Origin of the sequence: Pseudomonas frigoris, from assembly GCF_047758635.1 — a bacterium.
GTDB classification, from domain to species: Bacteria; Pseudomonadota; Gammaproteobacteria; order Pseudomonadales; family Pseudomonadaceae; genus Aquipseudomonas; species Aquipseudomonas frigoris.
Genome location: NZ_CP180479.1, coordinates 5977509 through 5997373, shown reverse-complemented (window position 1 = coordinate 5997373; position 19865 = coordinate 5977509). Strand labels below are relative to the sequence as shown.

The following is a 19865-nucleotide window of genomic DNA, read 5'->3' as shown; positions in this document are numbered from 1 at the left end:
ATGAGCGAACGTCCCGAAGAGCCAAACCAGGCTTCTGACGCCGAAAGCCTGCTGCCCATCGATGAGCACATCGAGGAAGGGCATGACGCTGAAGGTCGTAAAGTCCGGCATCGTGGTATCTATCTTCTGCCGAATCTGTTTACGACTGCGAACCTGTTCGCAGGGTTTTATTCCATCATCAACTCGATGAGCGCCCAGAGCGCCTTGAGTGCCGGTGATTCGATTGGTGCGAGCAAGTATTTTGCTTTTGCAGCGATCGCGATTTTTGTCGCGATGGTGCTCGACGGCCTCGATGGTCGCGTTGCCCGTATGACCAATACCCAGAGCGCCTTCGGTGCCGAGTACGACTCGCTGTCCGACATGGTTGCCTTTGGTGTTGCGCCGGCATTGCTGGCATTCGGTTGGGCCTTGGGCGACATGGGTAAGGTCGGCTGGATGGTTGCCTTCATTTATGTAGCCGGTGCAGCGTTGCGTCTGGCGCGTTTCAATACCCAGGTCGGCACTGCGGACAAGCGCTACTTCATTGGTCTGGCCAGTCCGGCTGCTGCTGGTGTGGTTGCAGGCATTGTCTGGGCGTTTAGTGATTACGGCATTCAGGGCTCGAAGATGTCCTTCCTGGTTGCGCTGATGGTCGCTGCCGCCGGCATGCTGATGGTCAGTAACATCAAGTACAACAGCTTCAAGGAGCTGGATCTGAAAGGGCGTGTACCTTTCGTGGCCATCCTCGCGGTGGTGTTGGTGTTTGCCGTAGTGTTCAGTGATCCGCCGCGCATCCTGCTGCTGGTTTTCCTCGCTTATGCAGCCTCTGGCCCGGTTCAATATCTGTTACGTCTTCGTCGGCACAAAAACGCTTAGCTTCCCTCATACTCCGCAGTCTATTGGTGCATCTGTTCTCCAATGCTGCGGAGTTGCCATGCTGATCAAAATTCCCAGAGCGTCTGACTGTCTTGAGTCGGATGTCACGCCAGAATCCCTCTATCTATCTCGCCGCAACGTACTGGGTGTCGCCGTTGCCGGTTTGGCTGTTAGCGGCTTGCCGCGTTGGGTCAGTGCTGCCGATGCTGCGCGTTATGCGGATGTCGAGCCTGGCAAGGCGCCTTTCTGGTTTGCCGAAAAACTGCCTGCTACCAAATGGGGGGCGGTCAACGTCAAGGATGAGGCAATCACGCCATTCAAGGACGCGACCCATTACAACAACTTCTATGAGTTCGGCACCGATAAAGGTGATCCTGCCGCCAACGCCGGCGCGCTGAAAACCGAACCTTGGAGTGTGGTGGTGGACGGGGAGGTGGGCAAGCCGGGACGGTACGCACTGGAAGACTTCATGAAGCCTTATCAGTTGGAGGAGCGTATTTACCGTCTTCGCTGTGTAGAGGCTTGGTCGATGGTCATTCCATGGATCGGATTTCCCATCTCGGCCTTGCTCAAGGAAGTTGAGCCGACGTCCAATGCCAAATTCATTCGCTTCGAAACCCTGGAAGATCCCAAGAGCATGCCCGGGCAACGTTCCGGTTTTGGCTTGATCGATTGGCCATATGTGGAAGGGCTGCGTCTGGATGAGGCGATGAATCCGTTGGCGATTCTTGCCGTGGGCATGTACGGGCGGGAGTTGCCTAATCAGAACGGCGCGCCTCTGCGTTTGGTGGTGCCGTGGAAATACGGCTTCAAGAGCATCAAATCCATCGTGCGGATCAGTTTGGTGAGTGAGCAGCCGAAAACCACCTGGCAGAGCATTGCCTCGGATGAGTATGGTTTTTATGCGAACGTAAATCCTGCGGTCGACCATCCGCGTTGGACTCAGGCGCGTGAGCGGCGTTTGCCGAGCGGGCTGTTCAAGCCCAATGTGCGGGACACGCAGATGTTCAATGGCTACTCGGATGAAGTCGCCTCCTTATATACAGGGCTCGATTTGCGGAAGAACTACTGATGCGATTTCCGTTTTGGCGAATTGGCGTCTTTATAGCTGCTGCGGTCTGGCCGCTGCTTTGGTTGTATCAGGCCTGGGAGGATGTGCTGGGGCCTGATCCGGGCAAGGTGCTGGTTGACCGGTTGGGGCTGGGGACGCTTGTCCTGCTACTCATTACTTTAAGCATGACACCTGTGCAGAAGCTTACCGGTTGGGCGGGGTGGGTTGCTGTCCGGCGGCAACTGGGGTTGTGGTGCTTCGCTTATGTGGTTTTGCATTTGAGTGGGTATACGGCGTTCATCCTCGGCTTTGATTGGTCGCAGTTGGGTGTCGAGTTGCGCAAACGGCCGTACATTATTGTCGGGACGCTTGGGTTTCTGTGTTTATTGGCCTTGGCGGTGACCTCAAATCGCTATAGTCAGCGGCGTTTGGGTTCTAGCTGGAAGAAATTACATCGTCTTGCCTATGTGGTTCTCGGGCTTGGATTGCTGCATATGTTGTGGATCGTGCGCGCTGATCTTAAGGAGTGGGCGGTTTACGCCTCTATAGGTGCATTGCTATTAGTACTGCGACTACCCCCTGTAACCCGCCGAGTCCCTCGATTAATTGCCAAAAAGACACCTTCTGCACGAAAAGCGTAATTAAGGGTTGACGGCAGATTCTGGAAGTCTATAATTCGCCCCACTTCCGGCGCAGTCGAAACGGAAAACTCCTTGGCAAACAATGAGTTACGCAGTTTTCGACAGCGAGTTGCTTCAGGTCATCGAAGCCCAGAAGGAGTTGAAAGAGCGAGGTGGTTTGGCTCTTTTGACGATTCGATCTTCTCGGTCGACAGCGGTGTAAAAGAGGTGTTGACAGCAGCGAGTAACGCTGTAGAATTCGCCTCCCGCTAACGAGAGATCGCAAGCGCAAGTGGTTGAAGTTGCAAAGGAAACTTTGAAAACTTCGAAAAATAACCGCTTGACAGCAACAGAGGCTGCTGTAGAATGCGCGCCTCGGTTGAGACGAAAGATCTTAACCAACCGCTCTTTAACAACTGAATCAAGCAATTCGTGTGGGTGCTTGTGGAGTCAGACTGATAGTCAACAAGATTATCAGCATCACAAGTTACTCCGCGAGAAATCAAAGATGTAACCAACGATTGCTGAGCCAAGTTTAGGGTTTCTTAAAAACCCAAAGATGTTTGAACTGAAGAGTTTGATCATGGCTCAGATTGAACGCTGGCGGCAGGCCTAACACATGCAAGTCGAGCGGCAGCACGGGTACTTGTACCTGGTGGCGAGCGGCGGACGGGTGAGTAATGCCTAGGAATCTGCCTGGTAGTGGGGGATAACGCTCGGAAACGGACGCTAATACCGCATACGTCCTACGGGAGAAAGCAGGGGACCTTCGGGCCTTGCGCTATCAGATGAGCCTAGGTCGGATTAGCTAGTTGGTGAGGTAATGGCTCACCAAGGCGACGATCCGTAACTGGTCTGAGAGGATGATCAGTCACACTGGAACTGAGACACGGTCCAGACTCCTACGGGAGGCAGCAGTGGGGAATATTGGACAATGGGCGAAAGCCTGATCCAGCCATGCCGCGTGTGTGAAGAAGGTCTTCGGATTGTAAAGCACTTTAAGTTGGGAGGAAGGGCATTTACCTAATACGTAAGTGTTTTGACGTTACCGACAGAATAAGCACCGGCTAACTCTGTGCCAGCAGCCGCGGTAATACAGAGGGTGCAAGCGTTAATCGGAATTACTGGGCGTAAAGCGCGCGTAGGTGGTTTGTTAAGTTGGATGTGAAATCCCCGGGCTCAACCTGGGAACTGCATTCAAAACTGACAAGCTAGAGTATGGTAGAGGGTGGTGGAATTTCCTGTGTAGCGGTGAAATGCGTAGATATAGGAAGGAACACCAGTGGCGAAGGCGACCACCTGGACTGATACTGACACTGAGGTGCGAAAGCGTGGGGAGCAAACAGGATTAGATACCCTGGTAGTCCACGCCGTAAACGATGTCAACTAGCCGTTGGGAGCCTTGAGCTCTTAGTGGCGCAGCTAACGCATTAAGTTGACCGCCTGGGGAGTACGGCCGCAAGGTTAAAACTCAAATGAATTGACGGGGGCCCGCACAAGCGGTGGAGCATGTGGTTTAATTCGAAGCAACGCGAAGAACCTTACCAGGCCTTGACATCCAATGAACTTTCCAGAGATGGATTGGTGCCTTCGGGAACATTGAGACAGGTGCTGCATGGCTGTCGTCAGCTCGTGTCGTGAGATGTTGGGTTAAGTCCCGTAACGAGCGCAACCCTTGTCCTTAGTTACCAGCACGTAATGGTGGGCACTCTAAGGAGACTGCCGGTGACAAACCGGAGGAAGGTGGGGATGACGTCAAGTCATCATGGCCCTTACGGCCTGGGCTACACACGTGCTACAATGGTCGGTACAGAGGGTTGCCAAGCCGCGAGGTGGAGCTAATCCCAGAAAACCGATCGTAGTCCGGATCGCAGTCTGCAACTCGACTGCGTGAAGTCGGAATCGCTAGTAATCGCGAATCAGAATGTCGCGGTGAATACGTTCCCGGGCCTTGTACACACCGCCCGTCACACCATGGGAGTGGGTTGCACCAGAAGTAGCTAGTCTAACCTTCGGGAGGACGGTTACCACGGTGTGATTCATGACTGGGGTGAAGTCGTAACAAGGTAGCCGTAGGGGAACCTGCGGCTGGATCACCTCCTTAATCGACGACATCAGCTGCTCCATAAGTTCCCACACGAATTGCTTGATTCATTGAAGAAGACGATAAGAAGCAGCCCTAACAGGTTGTAGCTTAGTTGGTTGGAGCGCACCCCATGCTCTGTGGTAAGGAGCAGGGTGAGGTCGGCCTTAAAGCTCGAAATTGGGTCTGTAGCTCAGTTGGTTAGAGCGCACCCCTGATAAGGGTGAGGTCGGCAGTTCGAATCTGCCCAGACCCACCAATTTTGTGTGGGAACCTGTAGAAATACGGGGCCATAGCTCAGCTGGGAGAGCGCCTGCCTTGCACGCAGGAGGTCAACGGTTCGATCCCGTTTGGCTCCACCACTACTGCTTCTGTTTGTTGAAAGCTTAGAAATGAGCATTCCATCGTGACGATGGTGAATGTTGATTTCTAGTCTTTGGATTAGATCGTTCTTTAAAAATTTGGGTATGTGATAGAAAGATAGACTGGACGTTACTTTCACTGGTAGCGGATCAGGCTAAGGTAAAATTTGTGAGTTGCTCTTTATGAGCAAGAATCGAATTTTCGGCGAATGTCGTCTTCACAGTATAACCAGATTGCTTGGGGTTATATGGTCAAGTGAAGAAGCGCATACGGTGGATGCCTTGGCAGTCAGAGGCGATGAAAGACGTGGTAGCCTGCGAAAAGCTTCGGGGAGTCGGCAAACAGACTTTGATCCGGAGATGTCTGAATGGGGGAACCCAGCCATCATAAGATGGTTATCTTAAGCTGAATACATAGGCTTAAGAGGCGAACCAGGGGAACTGAAACATCTAAGTACCCTGAGGAAAAGAAATCAACCGAGATTCCCTTAGTAGTGGCGAGCGAACGGGGACTAGCCCTTAAGTGGCTTTGAGATTAGCGGAACGCTCTGGAAAGTGCGGCCATAGTGGGTGATAGCCCTGTACGCGAAAATCTCTTGGTCATGAAATCGAGTAGGACGGAGCACGAGAAACTTTGTCTGAATATGGGGGGACCATCCTCCAAGGCTAAATACTACTGACTGACCGATAGTGAACTAGTACCGTGAGGGAAAGGCGAAAAGAACCCCGGAGAGGGGAGTGAAATAGATCCTGAAACCGTATGCGTACAAGCAGTGGGAGCCCACTTTGTTGGGTGACTGCGTACCTTTTGTATAATGGGTCAGCGACTTATTTTCAGTGGCGAGCTTAACCGAATAGGGGAGGCGTAGCGAAAGCGAGTCTTAATAGGGCGTCTAGTCGCTGGGAATAGACCCGAAACCGGGCGATCTATCCATGGGCAGGTTGAAGGTTGGGTAACACTAACTGGAGGACCGAACCGACTACCGTTGAAAAGTTAGCGGATGACCTGTGGATCGGAGTGAAAGGCTAATCAAGCTCGGAGATAGCTGGTTCTCCTCGAAAGCTATTTAGGTAGCGCCTCATGTATCACTGTAGGGGGTAGAGCACTGTTTCGGCTAGGGGGTCATCCCGACTTACCAAACCGATGCAAACTCCGAATACCTACAAGTGCCGAGCATGGGAGACACACGGCGGGTGCTAACGTCCGTCGTGAAAAGGGAAACAACCCAGACCGTCAGCTAAGGTCCCAAAGTTATGGTTAAGTGGGAAACGATGTGGGAAGGCTTAGACAGCTAGGAGGTTGGCTTAGAAGCAGCCACCCTTTAAAGAAAGCGTAATAGCTCACTAGTCGAGTCGGCCTGCGCGGAAGATGTAACGGGGCTCAAACCATACACCGAAGCTACGGGTATCACTTAGGTGATGCGGTAGAGGAGCGTTCTGTAAGCCTGTGAAGGTGAGTTGAGAAGCTTGCTGGAGGTATCAGAAGTGCGAATGCTGACATGAGTAACGACAATGGGTGTGAAAAACACCCACGCCGAAAGACCAAGGTTTCCTGCGCAACGTTAATCGACGCAGGGTTAGTCGGTCCCTAAGGCGAGGCTGAAAAGCGTAGTCGATGGAAAACAGGTTAATATTCCTGTACTTCTGGTTATTGCGATGGAGGGACGGAGAAGGCTAGGCCAGCTTGGCGTTGGTTGTCCAAGTTTAAGGTGGTAGGCTGGAATCTTAGGTAAATCCGGGATTCTAAGGCCGAGAGCTGATGACGAGTTACCCTTTGGGTGACGAAGTGGTTGATGCCATGCTTCCAAGAAAAGCTTCTAAGCTTCAGGTAACCAGGAACCGTACCCCAAACCGACACAGGTGGTTGGGTAGAGAATACCAAGGCGCTTGAGAGAACTCGGGTGAAGGAACTAGGCAAAATGGCACCGTAACTTCGGGAGAAGGTGCGCCGGTGAGGGTGAAGCATTTACTGCGTAAGCCCATGCCGGTCGAAGATACCAGGCCGCTGCGACTGTTTATTAAAAACACAGCACTCTGCAAACACGAAAGTGGACGTATAGGGTGTGACGCCTGCCCGGTGCCGGAAGGTTAATTGATGGGGTTAGCTAACGCGAAGCTCTTGATCGAAGCCCCGGTAAACGGCGGCCGTAACTATAACGGTCCTAAGGTAGCGAAATTCCTTGTCGGGTAAGTTCCGACCTGCACGAATGGCGTAACGATGGCGGCGCTGTCTCCACCCGAGACTCAGTGAAATTGAAATCGCTGTGAAGATGCAGTGTATCCGCGGCTAGACGGAAAGACCCCGTGAACCTTTACTATAGCTTTGCACTGGACTTTGAATTTGCTTGTGTAGGATAGGTGGGAGGCTTTGAAGCGTGGACGCCAGTTCGCGTGGAGCCAACCTTGAAATACCACCCTGGCAACTTTGAGGTTCTAACTCAGGTCCGTTATCCGGATCGAGGACAGTGTATGGTGGGTAGTTTGACTGGGGCGGTCTCCTCCTAAAGAGTAACGGAGGAGTACGAAGGTGCGCTCAGACCGGTCGGAAATCGGTCGTAGAGTATAAAGGCAAAAGCGCGCTTGACTGCGAGACAGACACGTCGAGCAGGTACGAAAGTAGGTCTTAGTGATCCGGTGGTTCTGTATGGAAGGGCCATCGCTCAACGGATAAAAGGTACTCCGGGGATAACAGGCTGATACCGCCCAAGAGTTCATATCGACGGCGGTGTTTGGCACCTCGATGTCGGCTCATCACATCCTGGGGCTGAAGCCGGTCCCAAGGGTATGGCTGTTCGCCATTTAAAGTGGTACGCGAGCTGGGTTTAGAACGTCGTGAGACAGTTCGGTCCCTATCTGCCGTGGACGTTTGAGATTTGAGAGGGGCTGCTCCTAGTACGAGAGGACCGGAGTGGACGAACCTCTGGTGTTCCGGTTGTCACGCCAGTGGCATTGCCGGGTAGCTATGTTCGGAATAGATAACCGCTGAAAGCATCTAAGCGGGAAACTAGCCTCAAGATGAGATCTCACTGGGACCTTGAGTCCCCTGAAGGGCCGTCGAAGACTACGACGTTGATAGGTTGGGTGTGTAAGCGCTGTGAGGCGTTGAGCTAACCAATACTAATTGCCCGTGAGGCTTGACCATATAACACCCAAGCAATTTGCATGCTTCGAGCTAAAAAGCGAAAGAGCACCAGATTGCGGTGTGTGAAGACGAAACGAACCGAAAGTTCGAGATACTCACAAAACACCCAACTATCGCATACCCATTCGCTGGAGCGTGAACCTGCAAAGGCCCACGACCTGGCTACCGAATTTCTTGACGACCATAGAGCATTGGAACCACCTGATCCCATCCCGAACTCAGCAGTGAAACGATGCATCGCCGATGGTAGTGTGGGGTTTCCCCATGTGAGAGTAGGTCATCGTCAAGATTAAATTCCGAAACCCCTATCTGCGTATGCAGGTAGGGGTTTTGTTTTGTCCGCAGGAAAGTGGCTTCAGTTAAAGCACAAATTTGCACAGTTATTTTCGATCCATGACACTAGAATAGGTCCAACTTTTTCGGAGCCAGAGCCTTTATGCCAGATCCGGTTGACGCCCCAGGGCTGTCAGAATTACCGCTGGACGACTTGGTAGCGTGTCATGAGTGCGACTTGCTGATGCGCAAGCCCGAACTCGCCCATGGCGAGAAAGCCCTCTGTCCGCGCTGCGGCTACGAGCTCTACGCCCATCGGCATAACGTCGTACAGCGCAGTCTCGCCCTGGTTATCGCCGCTCTGTTGTTGTATATCCCGGCGAACTTTTTACCCATTATGCAGCTCCATCTACTCGGGCAGTCATCGCATGACACTGTCTGGACTGGTGTTGTTGGCCTGTTCGATACCGGAATGCAGGGCGTAGCCGTCGTGGTGTTTCTCTGCAGTATGGGAATTCCGCTGCTCAAGCTGCTTTGCCAACTGGGTGTACTGCTGAGTATTCGTTTTGATATCGGACGCAGTTACGGCCTGTTGCTCTACCGCATTTATCACCATTTACGCGATTGGGGGATGCTCGAGGTCTACCTCATGGGCGTACTGGTGGCGATCGTCAAACTGGCAGATATGGCAGCAATTACCGTCGGGCTTGGCCTGGCGTGCTTTATCGGTTTGTTGTTGGTTCAGGTCTGGTTGGAGGTTGTGATGTCACCCCATCAGATCTGGCAGGCTTTATCAGGAGAGGATGCCCATGCGGGCGATTGATGCAGGCATTTTGATTTGCGCCGAATGCCATGAATTGAACAAGCAGGAAGCCGACACCGACGTACAGGTCTGCACCCGTTGCGGTGCGCTGGTTCACGCCCGTCGCCCGAACAGCGTGATGCGTACCTGGGCGTTGCTGGTTACCGCGGCGGTTCTCTACATCCCTGCCAATGTGCTGCCGATCATGACCGTCAGTTCACTGGGGCAGGGCGATCCCAGCACGATCATGTCCGGTGTGATCCAACTGGTTCAACACGGCATGATTCCAATCGCCGCCGTGGTTTTTATCGCCAGTATCCTGGTACCAACGTTCAAATTGGTGGGCATCGCACTGCTGTTGTTTTCCGTGCAGCGTCGCCAGCCACTCTCGGCTCGCCAGCGCATTTGGATGTACCGCTTTATTGAGTTCATTGGCCGCTGGTCGATGCTCGATATTTTTGTGATCGCCATCCTGGTGGCGGTTGTGAATTTCGGACGGCTTGCCAGCGTCGAAGCCAATCTTGGCGCCATCGCTTTCGCCAGTGTGGTGATTCTGACAATGCTTGCCGCAGTAACTTTCGATCCCCGACTGATTTGGGATAACACGGAGTCGGACGACGACCATGACTGATTTGCCTACAGCAAAAACCCGACCGGCCTCGAACTGGTCAGCCATTTGGGTGTTGCCCCTCATCGCCCTGATCATCGGCGGCTGGCTCGGCTGGCGTGCCTACAATGAGACCGGCATCGAGATTCAGGTGCGTTTCGAAAGTGGTGAAGGCATTCAGGCCAACAAGACCGAAGTCGTCTACAAAGGCATGTCGGTGGGTAAGGTAAAGACTCTAAAACTTGATGACGAAGGCAACTCCAAAGGCGTGATCGCCACCGTCGAAATGAACAAGGACGTGGAGCCATACCTGCGGACCAGCACCCGTTTCTGGCTGGTCAAGCCGAGCGTGACCCTGGCCGGCATCACTGGCCTGGAGACGCTGGTCTCAGGTAACTACGTGGCGATAAGCCCGGGCGAGGGCGAGACGACTCGCAAGTTCAAAGCCTTGGCCGAAGAGCCGCCACTGTCGGACGCCCAGCCCGGTCTGCACCTGACCATCAAGGCTGATCGTCTCGGTTCACTCAATCGCGGTAGCCCGGTTTTCTATAAGCAGATCAGGGTTGGCCAGATCAAAAGTTACTTGCTCTCCGAAGACCAAAGCACCGTTGAACTCAAAGTCTTCATCGAGCCCACTTACGCCAAACTGGTCCGCAAACACACACGTTTCTGGAACGCCAGTGGCATTAGCATTGACGCCAACCTGTCGGGTGTGAAAGTGCGCAGCGAGTCCCTGGCGAGCATCGTCGCCGGCGGTATCGCGTTCGCCACGCCGGAGAACCGCAAGGACAGTCCGCCCACCGATCCAAGTCTGCCGTTCCGTCTCTACGAAGATTTCGATGCAGCCGCCGCCGGTATTCGGGTCAAGGTCAAACTCAGCGACTTCGAAGGAATGCAGGCGGGTCGCACACCGGTTATGTACAAAGGCATCCAGGTCGGCAATCTGAAAGCGCTCAAGATCGATCCTGATCTATCCAGTGCCACCGCCGAATTGACCCTCGATCCTCTGGCTGAAGATTACCTGGTCGAAGGCACCCAGTTCTGGGTGGTCAAGCCGTCGATTTCGCTTGCCGGTATCACCGGTCTCGAAGCGTTGGTCAAAGGTAACTACATCGCCGTGCGTCCGGGAGACAAAGGCGCCGCACCGCAGCGCGAGTTTGTGGCACGGCCGAAGGCACCGCCGCTCGACTTGCGTGCACCGGGATTGCACCTGGTGCTATTCACCGAAAACCTCGGTTCACTGGAGGTCGGCAGCCCGATTCTCTACAAACAGGTCAAGGTCGGTTCGGTCCAGAGTTATCAGTTTTCGCGCACCAAAAAGCAGTTGGTGATTGGTGTACACATCGAGAAGGAATACGAAGGTCTCGTCAACGCCTCGACACGGTTCTGGAATGCCAGCGGCATCACGCTGACCGGTGGGTTGACCGGTGGAATTCAGGTCAAAAGTGAGTCGCTGCAAAGCCTGATGGCCGGTGGCATTGCCTTCGAAACCCCGGAAGCCAAGGCGCCGTTGCAGAAGCGGATTCCGCGTTTTCGTCTGTTCGCCAACCATGACGAGGCCAACCAAAAAGGCACCGTGGTCACGATCAAGGTTGATCGCGCCGATGGTTTGCGCAGCGGCACGCCGATCCGCTTCAAAGGTCTGGATGTCGGCAAGATTGAAGACGTCGACCTCACGGATGACCTGCAATCGGTGATGCTGACCGCAAGAATCACCGAAGTGCCGGAGCGCATCGCTCGGGTGGGCAGTCAGTTCTGGGTAGTCAAACCTGAACTGGGTCTGATCAAGACGTCCAACCTCGAAACGCTGGTCACTGGCCAATACATCGAAGTGCAACCGGCCGCGAAAAACCTCGGCCCGCAGAAGAACTTCGTGGCCTTGGCCAATCCGCCGGAAACCGCTAAACAAGAAGCCGGTTTGAGTCTGGTGTTGAGCGCTGCCCGCCGTGGTTCGCTGAAAACAGGTGTGCCGGTTACTTATCGCGAAATCACCGTGGGCAAGGTGACAGGCTATGAACTCGGCCAGACGGCGGATCGTGTGTTGGTGCACATCCTGATCGAGCCGAAGTACGCGCCGTTGGTGCGCAGCGGCACGCGATTCTGGAACTCCAGTGGTTTTGGCTTTGATTACGGCTTGTTCAAAGGGGCGACGATGCGTACCGAATCGCTGGAGACACTGATTCAGGGCGGCATCGCTTTCGCCACGCCGGACGGTGAGCGTATGGGCAGTCCGGCGCGAGCTGAGCAAACGTTCCCGCTGTTCGATAAGTTCGAAGACGAATGGCTGACCTGGGCGCCGAAGATTTCAATCGGCAAGTAGTTTATTGGCGTCTGTGATGACGCCTTCGCGAGCAAGCTCGCTCCCACATTGAGCCGCGTTCGTTCAGACAACTCGGTCAAATGTGGGAGCGAGCTGGCTCGCGAAGAGGCCCTCAAGTTCACTGAAAGTCTCAAGTCAGCACACAAAAAAAGGCCGCGATCCATTGGATCGCGGCCTTTTTCGTATCTAACGGTTCAAATCAAACCGCATCCAGCTCCGGTTCATCCGCTTCAACGGCAACGGCAGCCTTCACTTCATCGTGACGACGGATGTACTTCCAGTCCGCCTCGTCGATGTAGATCCCGTTCGGGCCGCTGCCACCTTCCAGGTCGATGGCAACACTGGCGCAGACCTGCGGCTTCACACTCGCCAGGATCGGTACGAAGCCCAGTTGCAGGCTGGTTTCCAACAGCGCTGCCTGGTTCTTCTCGTCGATGTCCGCTGCCTCGTCGAGGTAGTACGGCAGGCGCACGCGACCGGCCTGGTCGCGGTCCATCAAGTGCAGCAACAAGTACATGTTGGTCAGCGCCTTGATGGTCATGGTCGTACCGTTGGAAGCGGCACCGTCGATGTCGGTGTGGATCACCGGCTGACCGTTGACCTTGGTGATCTCGAACGCCAGCTCGAACAGATCCTTGAGACCGAGCTGGTTGTGGTTCGCCGCCACCAGCCGTGCCAGATACTCCTTGGCTTCTTCGTTCTTGTTGTCCTGATCAGCGCTTTGGCTCAGGTCGAAGACCGAAAGGGTTTCGCCTTCTTCATACTGACCGGCGCTGTGGATGATCTGGTCGATGTGCTTGAGCGCTTCTTTGTTCGGGGCTAGCACGATGCGGAAGCTTTGCAGGTTGGAGACCTGACGCTTGTTGATCTCGCGGTTGAACAACGCCAGTTGATGCTCGAGGCTGTCGTAGTCGCTGCGGATGTTGCGCAGGGTCCGGGCAATGTCGGTAACGGCCGCGCGACGCGCCTTGCCAAGGGTCAGTGCTTCGTCGGTACGGTGCGCGTAAGCGTTGATCAACAGTTGCAGGCGACGCTCCATATCGTCTTCGCTGTCGAACTTGGCCACACCCTTGAGGCGGACCTGAGCGTACAGCGCCTCGATCTGACCATCGCTGCGTTGCAGACCCTGCCAGCTGTCCTGATAGTCATTGAGCAGCGGCAGCAGGTTGTCCATGGAGTCGTCGATCGGGTCCATGAACGGCGTACCGAACGGAAGGTCTGCGGGTAACAGCTGACGGCGGCGCAGGGCGTCGTCGAGGGTGCGTTGCTTGGCTTCCATGTCGCCGATCTGCCGGCCGACCAGTTGTAGCTTGGCCGACAGTTGCTGGACGCGTTCGGTGAAGGCGTCGCTGGAACGCTTCAACTCGTCCTGCGCCGCTTCCATCTGCGCCAGCTGTTCCAACTTGTCGCCTTCCTCGGCGCTCAGGGTTTGCGCGCGGCGGAAATCTTCCAGCGCTTTCTGCGCATCCAGCACTTGCTGGTACAGCGCTTCGGTCTGGGTCTTGCTCGCGGCGCGGTCGGCGGCCACGGCTTGCTGGGTTTTCAGTTGCTTGAGTTCTTTATCCAGACGCTCTTTCTGATCGCGCAACGCCGCGCGGTCAGCCAGGGCTTGCAGGGCCGGCGGTTCGATGTGCGAGATGTCGATGGACAGGCCCGGCACTTCGAAACGCTCGCCCTTGAAGCCATCGAGGATCAGTTCCATGGATTTGACCCACTGACCGTCCTCGTCCAGCGTAATACCGTGCTCACCCAACGGCAGGCTGAACAGCGCGCTGTTGAACAGGCGCATCAGGCGCTCGACATCCTGTTGCGAGAACTCTTCACGCAGACGGGCGTAGCTGTTGTTGTCGGCATGATCGAGTTGCTGTTTGACCGACTTCAGGCGTTTTTCCAGATCCCGCAGACGCTCTTCCAAATCTTCGGCGCTGAACTGCCGCGACTGCGCCAGCGCACCGGCCAGTTCATCGTGCGCATCCTTGGCCGCGAGCAGTTGCTGCTCAAGCACTTTGACGTCATCGACCAGTGCGAAGCGATGCTTGAGCACCGACAGCTCGCCGAGCCAGCGCTGGATGCCGGTGATTTCCCGCTCCAGGCGCATCAGTTCCTGAGTGCCGCCGCGCTGATCGTTTTGCAGCGCGTCTTGCTCGTTGCGGTAATGCTCGGCCTGAATCGTCAGCTCTTCCTTGCGCGCACTGGCGTAGTCCGACCAAGTGCCGAGCAGGGAGTCGAGCAGCGGCGAAATGCGGTGCAGTTTGCCGCGCAGGATATTGCGCTGGGTCACGCCTGCCGCAAGGGCTTCGACCAATGGGCCGGCAGTGACCAGCGAGTTGTAGTCCTGCTCCATGCGTCGTACATCGCGGAACGCTTCTTCGCACGCGGCGATGTAATCGACGCTGCCGGAACGCAGGCTGTGCTCGAACGCATCGAGGAACAATTGCTTGAGCTTGGCCGCGGTGATTTCGCGCATGTGCAGCAGGTTGATGAACAGCGCGCGGAACGTCTTCAGGCTCTGCTCGCTGGTGGAGCGCAGCGGGATCAGCGTCAGGTCCAGCGGGATCGAGGTGTGACCACCGACCAGCAAACGACGCAGCTCATCCGGCTTGAGCTCGTAGGCTTTCAGGCCTTCGCGCTCAAGGTTGGTGAACAATTCTTTCTGGCGCAGGCAGGTGTCGTTTTTCTGGTAATGGGCCAGATCCAGTTTGCCGGCGTAGGCAAAGAACTGGTGACCGAAACCACCGCCCGGGCCGCGACCGACCACGCCAATGACGTGAGGACCGTGGGGCAGGGACACTTCGACCAAGATGTAGCTGGTGTCCGAAGCGAAGTAGAAGCGCCGGGATTGTTCCAGGCTGTACTTGCCGAAACTCATGTCCGACATGCGCGCCAGGATCGGGAACTGCAACGCGTTGATCGAGGCGGATTTGCCAAGGTTGTTCGCGCCGTAAACCGACAACGGTTCTTCCAGCGGGAACAGGCCGAGGCTGTAACCGGCGGTGTTCAAAAGGGCAAAGCGGCGAATGCCGTAGCGTTCCTTGCTCATGCGTCGGTCTCCTGTTCTTCGGCAATGGCGCGGGCCATGGCGTCTTCTTCGCTTTCTTCTTCGAAGTCACTCAAATCCAGCGGGTCATCGGTTTCCAACAGCTTTTCGTCGCTGTCGTCGTCGATCAGCACCGGAACCGGCAGAGGCAACACGCTGTGCAGGCTGGCGGCCAGATCACGGTCTTGTTGGACCGACAGGCAGACATCGAGGAAACGGTGCATCGGCGGCAGGAAACGGTAGATGCCGTTTTCTTCACCGGCGAAACCGAGCTGAGTCATGCGGCGCATGATTTTTTCTTCGAGTTCTTCGACGGTCTGCACTTCGGCCTGGATAAACAGGTCGCGGTATTTCTCCAGCAGCGATGGCAATTCGTCGCGGCCGAGGCTGCCACCGTCGAGCACGGCGACCGGGTCCCGGCCCTGGTCGGCCAGATGCTCGACGAGAATGAAGGTGAACAGCGCCAGACGTTGCGCGGTCTTGTTCACTGCTGCGGCGGCGAGGTCCGGCACGAAGTAGTAGAAACCACGGGTGTCGCAGACCAATTCAAAGCCCAACGCCTTGAACAGCGTGCGGTACTGGTCCTGGAAGTTCGACAGTTGCGCGTACAGCTCAGGGTCGCGGCGGCTGACGTGATAGCCCTTGAACAGCTCGCGAAAGATCGGCGCCAGCTGGGACAGTTCGGATAGATCAAGTTGCATGTGGAGTACTTGCATAGAGAGTGCTCGCAGAATCCTCGGCGGCGGTGTCGCGGGCCGAGAGCAGGGCGAAGGAGCGCAGGCTGACCTGGTGCTCGTGAGTGTGGTAATCGCGGCGTTCCAGACGCTCGCGTGCGAAGCGCTTTTCCCGCGACAGGCGCGAGAACCAGTAAAGCAATTCGTCGGTAGCGCCGTCCGGCTCCTGCTCCAGCAGCCAGGTCATCAGGTCCGGCATCGGCAGGGCGTCTTCGCAGCGTTCGAGCATTTCCCGAACCGTGCGTGGCGCGCGCGGCGCTTCGCCTTTCTGCGTCTTGTGGGCCTTGGGGAAACGCGCCGGTTTCGGCTCGAAACGGGCCAGCGCATAAACGTAGGCTTCGACCTGACTGGCGCTGCCCAAGAAGGTGCTTTGCGGCCGAGTGAACATCGGCATCGCCGCTTGTGGCACCGCATCGATGCCTTTGCGACGGATGGCCGACAAAGCCAGCGCCGCGCCACGGGTCACGGCGTTGTGCCGACGGGCTTCTTCACGCAGCGGCAGCAACAGCTCGCGAGCATGACGCAGCGTCAGCTGGGCGCTGGTCTGCATTTCGAGGATGCGCGCGTGGGTGCGCAGCAGCATGTCGTCATCGACCAGGTGGCCGAGGCGCTGCTGCTCGGTGAGCATTTTCAGCAGAACGTTCTCGACCTTGCGCACGCCTTGTTCGAAGGCGCCGTCGGCGTTCACCAGCTGAATCATCGGCTCGACGTATTCGTCCCAGGTCGCCAGCACTTCAGCGTAACGCTGACGCAGGGGAATCTGCCGGTCGCTGGTCTTGGCGCGCTCGGCGACGGCCACCAGGGCCTGTTCGTCGTTGGCGAGTTTCTTCAATACGTCCCGTACGCGCATATCGAGCAGGCGCAACTGGCGCGCCAGGTCGTGGCCGTCGCGGATGTCGAAGGCGTCCTGGATATAACCGGCCAGGCGTTCGAGGTGACGCAAATAGGCTTCGATCTCCAGGCACAGGCCCAGGCGGTGCTCACGGCGCAGGTAGGCGAGGAAGTCGTGGATCTGCGCATTGAGCTCGAAACGGTTCGGGCTTTTCGCCACGGGAACCAGAATGTCGAGGCGAATCCACACGTCCAGCAGGCTGGTGATGTCCTGCGGCGTACTGTCCAGTTGCTGGGCGGCCAACTGTGAACGCAATTCGTTGAGGCTCAAGGTGCCTTGGTCGAAGTGCTCGCACAGTGGCTCCAGAAGTGCCCAGTGTTCAGCGAGGGCGCGCAAGACGCGCTTGGGTTCGATCATCGGAATGGCCGGCTGGTTGGCGATTAAAAGTCGCGATTGTACTGCATCACGCCCGTTGCGATTCACTCTCGGGACGGACAGTTGGCTTTCTATCGATCAAGCGTGGGCGATCTTGAGCGAAGGGCGGTAGAATCACCGCACTTTAGTTATCCACAAGTGGCCGACCTTTGCTTATCGAGTCCCGTCGCCGCGCTTATTTGACCGCCATGCAGGTGGTCAACTGGCTGCCGCGCACCGAATTGCCCTTTGCTGCGCCCTCGCGCCCCGAATTGCTGGAGATGCCCGAGCCGTTGGTCGTCGCCCCGGTTGCTCCGGTTGCGCCCGCGCCTGTGGCTGATTCACCCGTGGAACCGCTGGTCAAACCGGCCGAACGGGTGAAAATCGAGGTGCCACGGCCATCGCTGGCCAGCACGCGTACGAATGCCAAGGTTGAAGAAGAGGCCGCTCCGGTTGTGGCCAAGGCGCCAGTCGTGCCGCCGCCGCGTTTCGCTCTGCAATTGCTGCGGGCCGGGCGTTGCCTGCTGCTGGTGGAGTTACCCACAGGCGAATCCTTCCAGACCCGCGACCCCGCCTATCTGTTGCTCAAAGACATGCTGCGCGCCGCCGGTCTGCCGGACAGCCCGCAGATCGTCGGCGAGCCGGTGCGTTGGCCGCTGTTGTCTCGGGGCACCATGGATCAAGGCCCGGAAGCGGCTCGCGACTTCGTGCAAGGTTTTCTCTCGGCCCGGCTGGAAGACGCACCGTGCGTCTGCGTGTGGCTGATCGGCTTGCCTGCGGTGCGTTTCGCCGGTGAGGCGAACGCCGAATCCTTCAACCGTGAACTCCAGGTCGAAGGCCTGGGCTCGGTCTGGGCCCTGCCGGGTCTGGAATTATTAATGGAAGAGCCACAGCGTAAGGCTGATGTCTGGCAAGCCATGCGTCGGCTGATGGCGCGCTGGAAAGAATCGAATGAGTGACGCTGTATCGTTCCGCCCAATGACCGAGGCGGACCTGGACGCTGTACTGAAAATTGAATACGCGGCTTACAGCCATCCCTGGACTCGCGGGATTTTTCTCGATGGGCTGGGTAAATATCAGATATGGCTGATGTTTGAAGGCCAGCAGCAGGTCGGCCATGGTGTGGTGCAGATCATCCTTGATGAAGCGCATCTGCTGAACATCACCGTCAAACCGGAGAACCAGGGCCGTGGCCTGGGCTTGACGTTGCTGGAACACTTGATGTCCCGGGCGTATGACGCCAAGGCGCGGGAGTGTTTCCTTGAAGTGCGCGACAGCAACCGTGGCGCGTTCAAGTTGTATGAGCGTTATGGGTTTAACGAGATTGGTCGGCGGCGCGATTACTACCCGGCAGTTGGCGGGCGTGAAGATGCTGTCGTCATGGCCTGCACTTTGGTCGATTGAACAGCGATCCCGTGTAGGAGCTGCCGAAGGCTGCGATCTTTTGATCTTTTGTTGTCACGACACAGGAAGATCAAAAGATCGCAGCCTTCGGCAGCTCCTACATTCCGATCCTCTCAGACAGATAGATCAACGATTACCGTCCATCGGATCCCGCTGCGCCAGTTCCTCTTCATCCAGCCCATTGCCTCCGCCGATGTCGTCTTCATCGACAATGCTCAAATCCCAATCGGCCTGGCCGCCTTCACCCGCTTCGTGGGCGTCCCGTGCGCCGTCTTCATGGATCAGGGTTTCCGGGCTCATGTCGTCGTCGGTGGACTCATGGTCATCGGTCGAGGCCCCGGTCATGCCGGCTTCACGTACGCGTTCCCGAGGCATCAGGCGTTCACGCTCTGTTTGCGGCAGTTCGTCGCCGATTTTGGCGCTGGGTTCCTCCTCGTCGAAATCCAGCTCATGCATCGAACCCATGCGGTCTTCGTTGTCATCGATGGGCTCGGGTTGCACCGCATCGTACGGACGTCGTGATTCAGTCATGGCAATTCCTCATACTGTAGGCCTTACTAGGGTGGACCCCCTGGGCTGCTGAGAATTCCTCCGGCATGGAAAACCGGGTTTCTGCATCTGGCGCGTGACCCCGACAGATGGTTGTCTGTCATAGAAGCGCATCATTCTCGAGGTTTCATTGCATGAACGAATTACAAGATCTGATTGATAACAACGAGCGCTGGGCTGACGCGATCACCAAAGAAGATCCTGATTTCTTCGCTAAGCTGGCCCGTCAGCAAACCCCGGAATACCTGTGGATCGGTTGCTCCGACGCCCGGGTGCCGGCGAACGAGATCGTCGGCATGCTGCCCGGCGATCTGTTTGTACACCGCAACGTGGCCAACGTGGTGCTGCACACCGACCTCAACTGCCTGTCGGTGATTCAGTACGCGGTCGACGTGCTAAAGGTCAAACACATCCTCGTTACCGGCCACTATGGCTGCGGCGGCGTGCGCGCCTCGATGCAGGACCGTCAGCTGGGCCTGATCGACGGCTGGCTGCGCTCGATTCGCGATCTCTATTATGAAAAACGCGAAGAACTCGCCAAATTGCCCACTGAAGAAGAGCGGGTCGACCGCCTCTGCGAATACAACGTGATCCAGCAAGTGGCCAATGTCGGGCACACCAGCATTGTGCAAAACGCCTGGCACCGCGGGCAGAGCCTGTCTGTTCACGGCTGCATCTATGGCATCAAGGACGGTCGCTGGAAAAGCCTGAACGCCACCATCAGCGGTTTCGAGCAATTGCCGCCGCAATACCGTCTGCGTCCGGTCGAGACGTTGTAAC

At 56.4% G+C, this 19865-nt stretch carries 13 protein-coding genes, 2 tRNA genes and 3 rRNA genes; 14 read left to right on the top strand and 4 right to left on the bottom strand.

From position 1 onward, the window contains the following. The 11 genes from pssA to ACMXYH_RS27605 all read left to right on the top strand — a co-directional run bounded on the left by pssA (position 1) and on the right by ACMXYH_RS27605 (position 12115). Positions 1 to 855, top strand: a complete 855-nt coding sequence (gene pssA / locus ACMXYH_RS27655) for a CDP-diacylglycerol--serine O-phosphatidyltransferase (RefSeq protein ID WP_008156794.1) — start codon at positions 1 to 3, stop codon at positions 853 to 855. Positions 856 to 913: 58 nt separating this feature from the next. Continuing rightward, positions 914 to 1927, top strand: coding sequence for a protein-methionine-sulfoxide reductase catalytic subunit MsrP (msrP, locus tag ACMXYH_RS27650; RefSeq protein WP_415767760.1), 1014 nt, complete (start codon positions 914 to 916; stop codon positions 1925 to 1927). Further along, the gene (gene msrQ / locus ACMXYH_RS27645; protein ID WP_415765543.1) at positions 1927 to 2547 is read left to right on the top strand and encodes a protein-methionine-sulfoxide reductase heme-binding subunit MsrQ; all 621 of its coding nucleotides are present in this window, start codon (positions 1927 to 1929) and stop codon (positions 2545 to 2547) included. Before msrP ends, msrQ begins: the two co-directional genes overlap by 1 nt. A gap of 544 nt (positions 2548 to 3091) precedes the next feature. Next, a 16S ribosomal RNA gene (locus ACMXYH_RS27640) occupies positions 3092 to 4630 on the top strand. Positions 4631 to 4791: 161 nt separating this feature from the next. Further along, positions 4792 to 4868: transfer RNA gene (locus ACMXYH_RS27635), tRNA-Ile, on the top strand. A 27-nt stretch (positions 4869 to 4895) separates the two neighbouring features. Beyond that, positions 4896 to 4971, top strand: a tRNA-Ala gene (locus tag ACMXYH_RS27630). A 250-nt stretch (positions 4972 to 5221) separates the two neighbouring features. Next, a 23S ribosomal RNA gene (locus ACMXYH_RS27625) occupies positions 5222 to 8113 on the top strand. Positions 8114 to 8286: 173 nt separating this feature from the next. Further along, positions 8287 to 8402: ribosomal RNA gene (gene rrf / locus ACMXYH_RS27620) — 5S ribosomal RNA — on the top strand. The 16S, 23S and 5S rRNA genes sit together here with 2 tRNA genes alongside, the layout of an rRNA operon. A gap of 147 nt (positions 8403 to 8549) precedes the next feature. Beyond that, positions 8550 to 9209 carry a paraquat-inducible protein A gene (locus ACMXYH_RS27615; protein ID WP_415765542.1) on the top strand — a complete coding sequence of 220 codons (660 nt, stop codon included), beginning with the start codon at positions 8550 to 8552 and terminating at the stop codon, positions 9207 to 9209. After that, a complete protein-coding gene (locus tag ACMXYH_RS27610; RefSeq protein ID WP_129441213.1) occupies positions 9196 to 9819 on the top strand; it encodes a paraquat-inducible protein A in 624 nt (207 codons plus the stop codon). Before ACMXYH_RS27615 ends, ACMXYH_RS27610 begins: the two co-directional genes overlap by 14 nt. Beyond that, entirely contained in the window at positions 9812 to 12115 is a 2304-nt protein-coding gene (locus ACMXYH_RS27605) for a PqiB family protein (protein WP_415765541.1), read from the top strand. The genes ACMXYH_RS27610 and ACMXYH_RS27605 overlap by 8 nt, the downstream gene beginning before the upstream one ends. 199 nt (positions 12116 to 12314) lie before the next feature. Here ACMXYH_RS27605 and mksF read toward each other — a convergent pair whose 3' ends face one another. Genes mksF through mksB form a run of 3 tightly spaced genes read right to left on the bottom strand, consistent with a single transcriptional unit; the run spans position 12315 to position 17135 of the window. Continuing rightward, entirely contained in the window at positions 12315 to 15155 is a 2841-nt protein-coding gene (mksF, locus tag ACMXYH_RS27600) for an Mks condensin complex protein MksF (RefSeq protein ID WP_134423172.1), read from the bottom strand. Further along, entirely contained in the window at positions 15152 to 15853 is a 702-nt protein-coding gene (mksE, locus tag ACMXYH_RS27595) for an Mks condensin complex protein MksE (protein ID WP_415765540.1), read from the bottom strand. The genes mksF and mksE overlap by 4 nt, the downstream gene beginning before the upstream one ends. Further along, positions 15843 to 17135 (bottom strand): Mks condensin complex protein MksB, encoded by a 1293-nt coding sequence (gene mksB / locus ACMXYH_RS27590; RefSeq protein WP_415765539.1) that lies wholly within the window; start codon positions 17133 to 17135, stop codon positions 15843 to 15845. The genes mksE and mksB overlap by 11 nt, the downstream gene beginning before the upstream one ends. Before the next feature lie 206 nt (positions 17136 to 17341). Here mksB and ACMXYH_RS27585 point away from each other — a divergent pair, with 206 nt between their 5' ends. Both ACMXYH_RS27585 and rimI read left to right on the top strand, forming a co-directional pair. After that, the gene (locus ACMXYH_RS27585; protein WP_111451246.1) at positions 17342 to 18091 is read left to right on the top strand and encodes an energy transducer TonB; all 750 of its coding nucleotides are present in this window, start codon (positions 17342 to 17344) and stop codon (positions 18089 to 18091) included. After that, the gene (rimI, locus tag ACMXYH_RS27580) at positions 18084 to 18536 is read left to right on the top strand and encodes a ribosomal protein S18-alanine N-acetyltransferase (protein WP_008145534.1); all 453 of its coding nucleotides are present in this window, start codon (positions 18084 to 18086) and stop codon (positions 18534 to 18536) included. Before ACMXYH_RS27585 ends, rimI begins: the two co-directional genes overlap by 8 nt. A 126-nt stretch (positions 18537 to 18662) precedes the next feature. Here the strand turns inward: rimI and ACMXYH_RS27575 are convergent, their stop codons facing one another. After that, positions 18663 to 19067 (bottom strand): serine kinase/phosphatase, encoded by a 405-nt coding sequence (locus ACMXYH_RS27575; RefSeq protein ID WP_415765538.1) that lies wholly within the window; start codon positions 19065 to 19067, stop codon positions 18663 to 18665. 152 nt (positions 19068 to 19219) lie between these two features. Between ACMXYH_RS27575 and can the strand changes: the two genes are divergently transcribed. Next, positions 19220 to 19864, top strand: a complete 645-nt coding sequence (gene can, locus ACMXYH_RS27570) for a carbonate dehydratase (protein WP_033061212.1) — start codon at positions 19220 to 19222, stop codon at positions 19862 to 19864. Position 19865 lies beyond the last annotated feature (1 nt).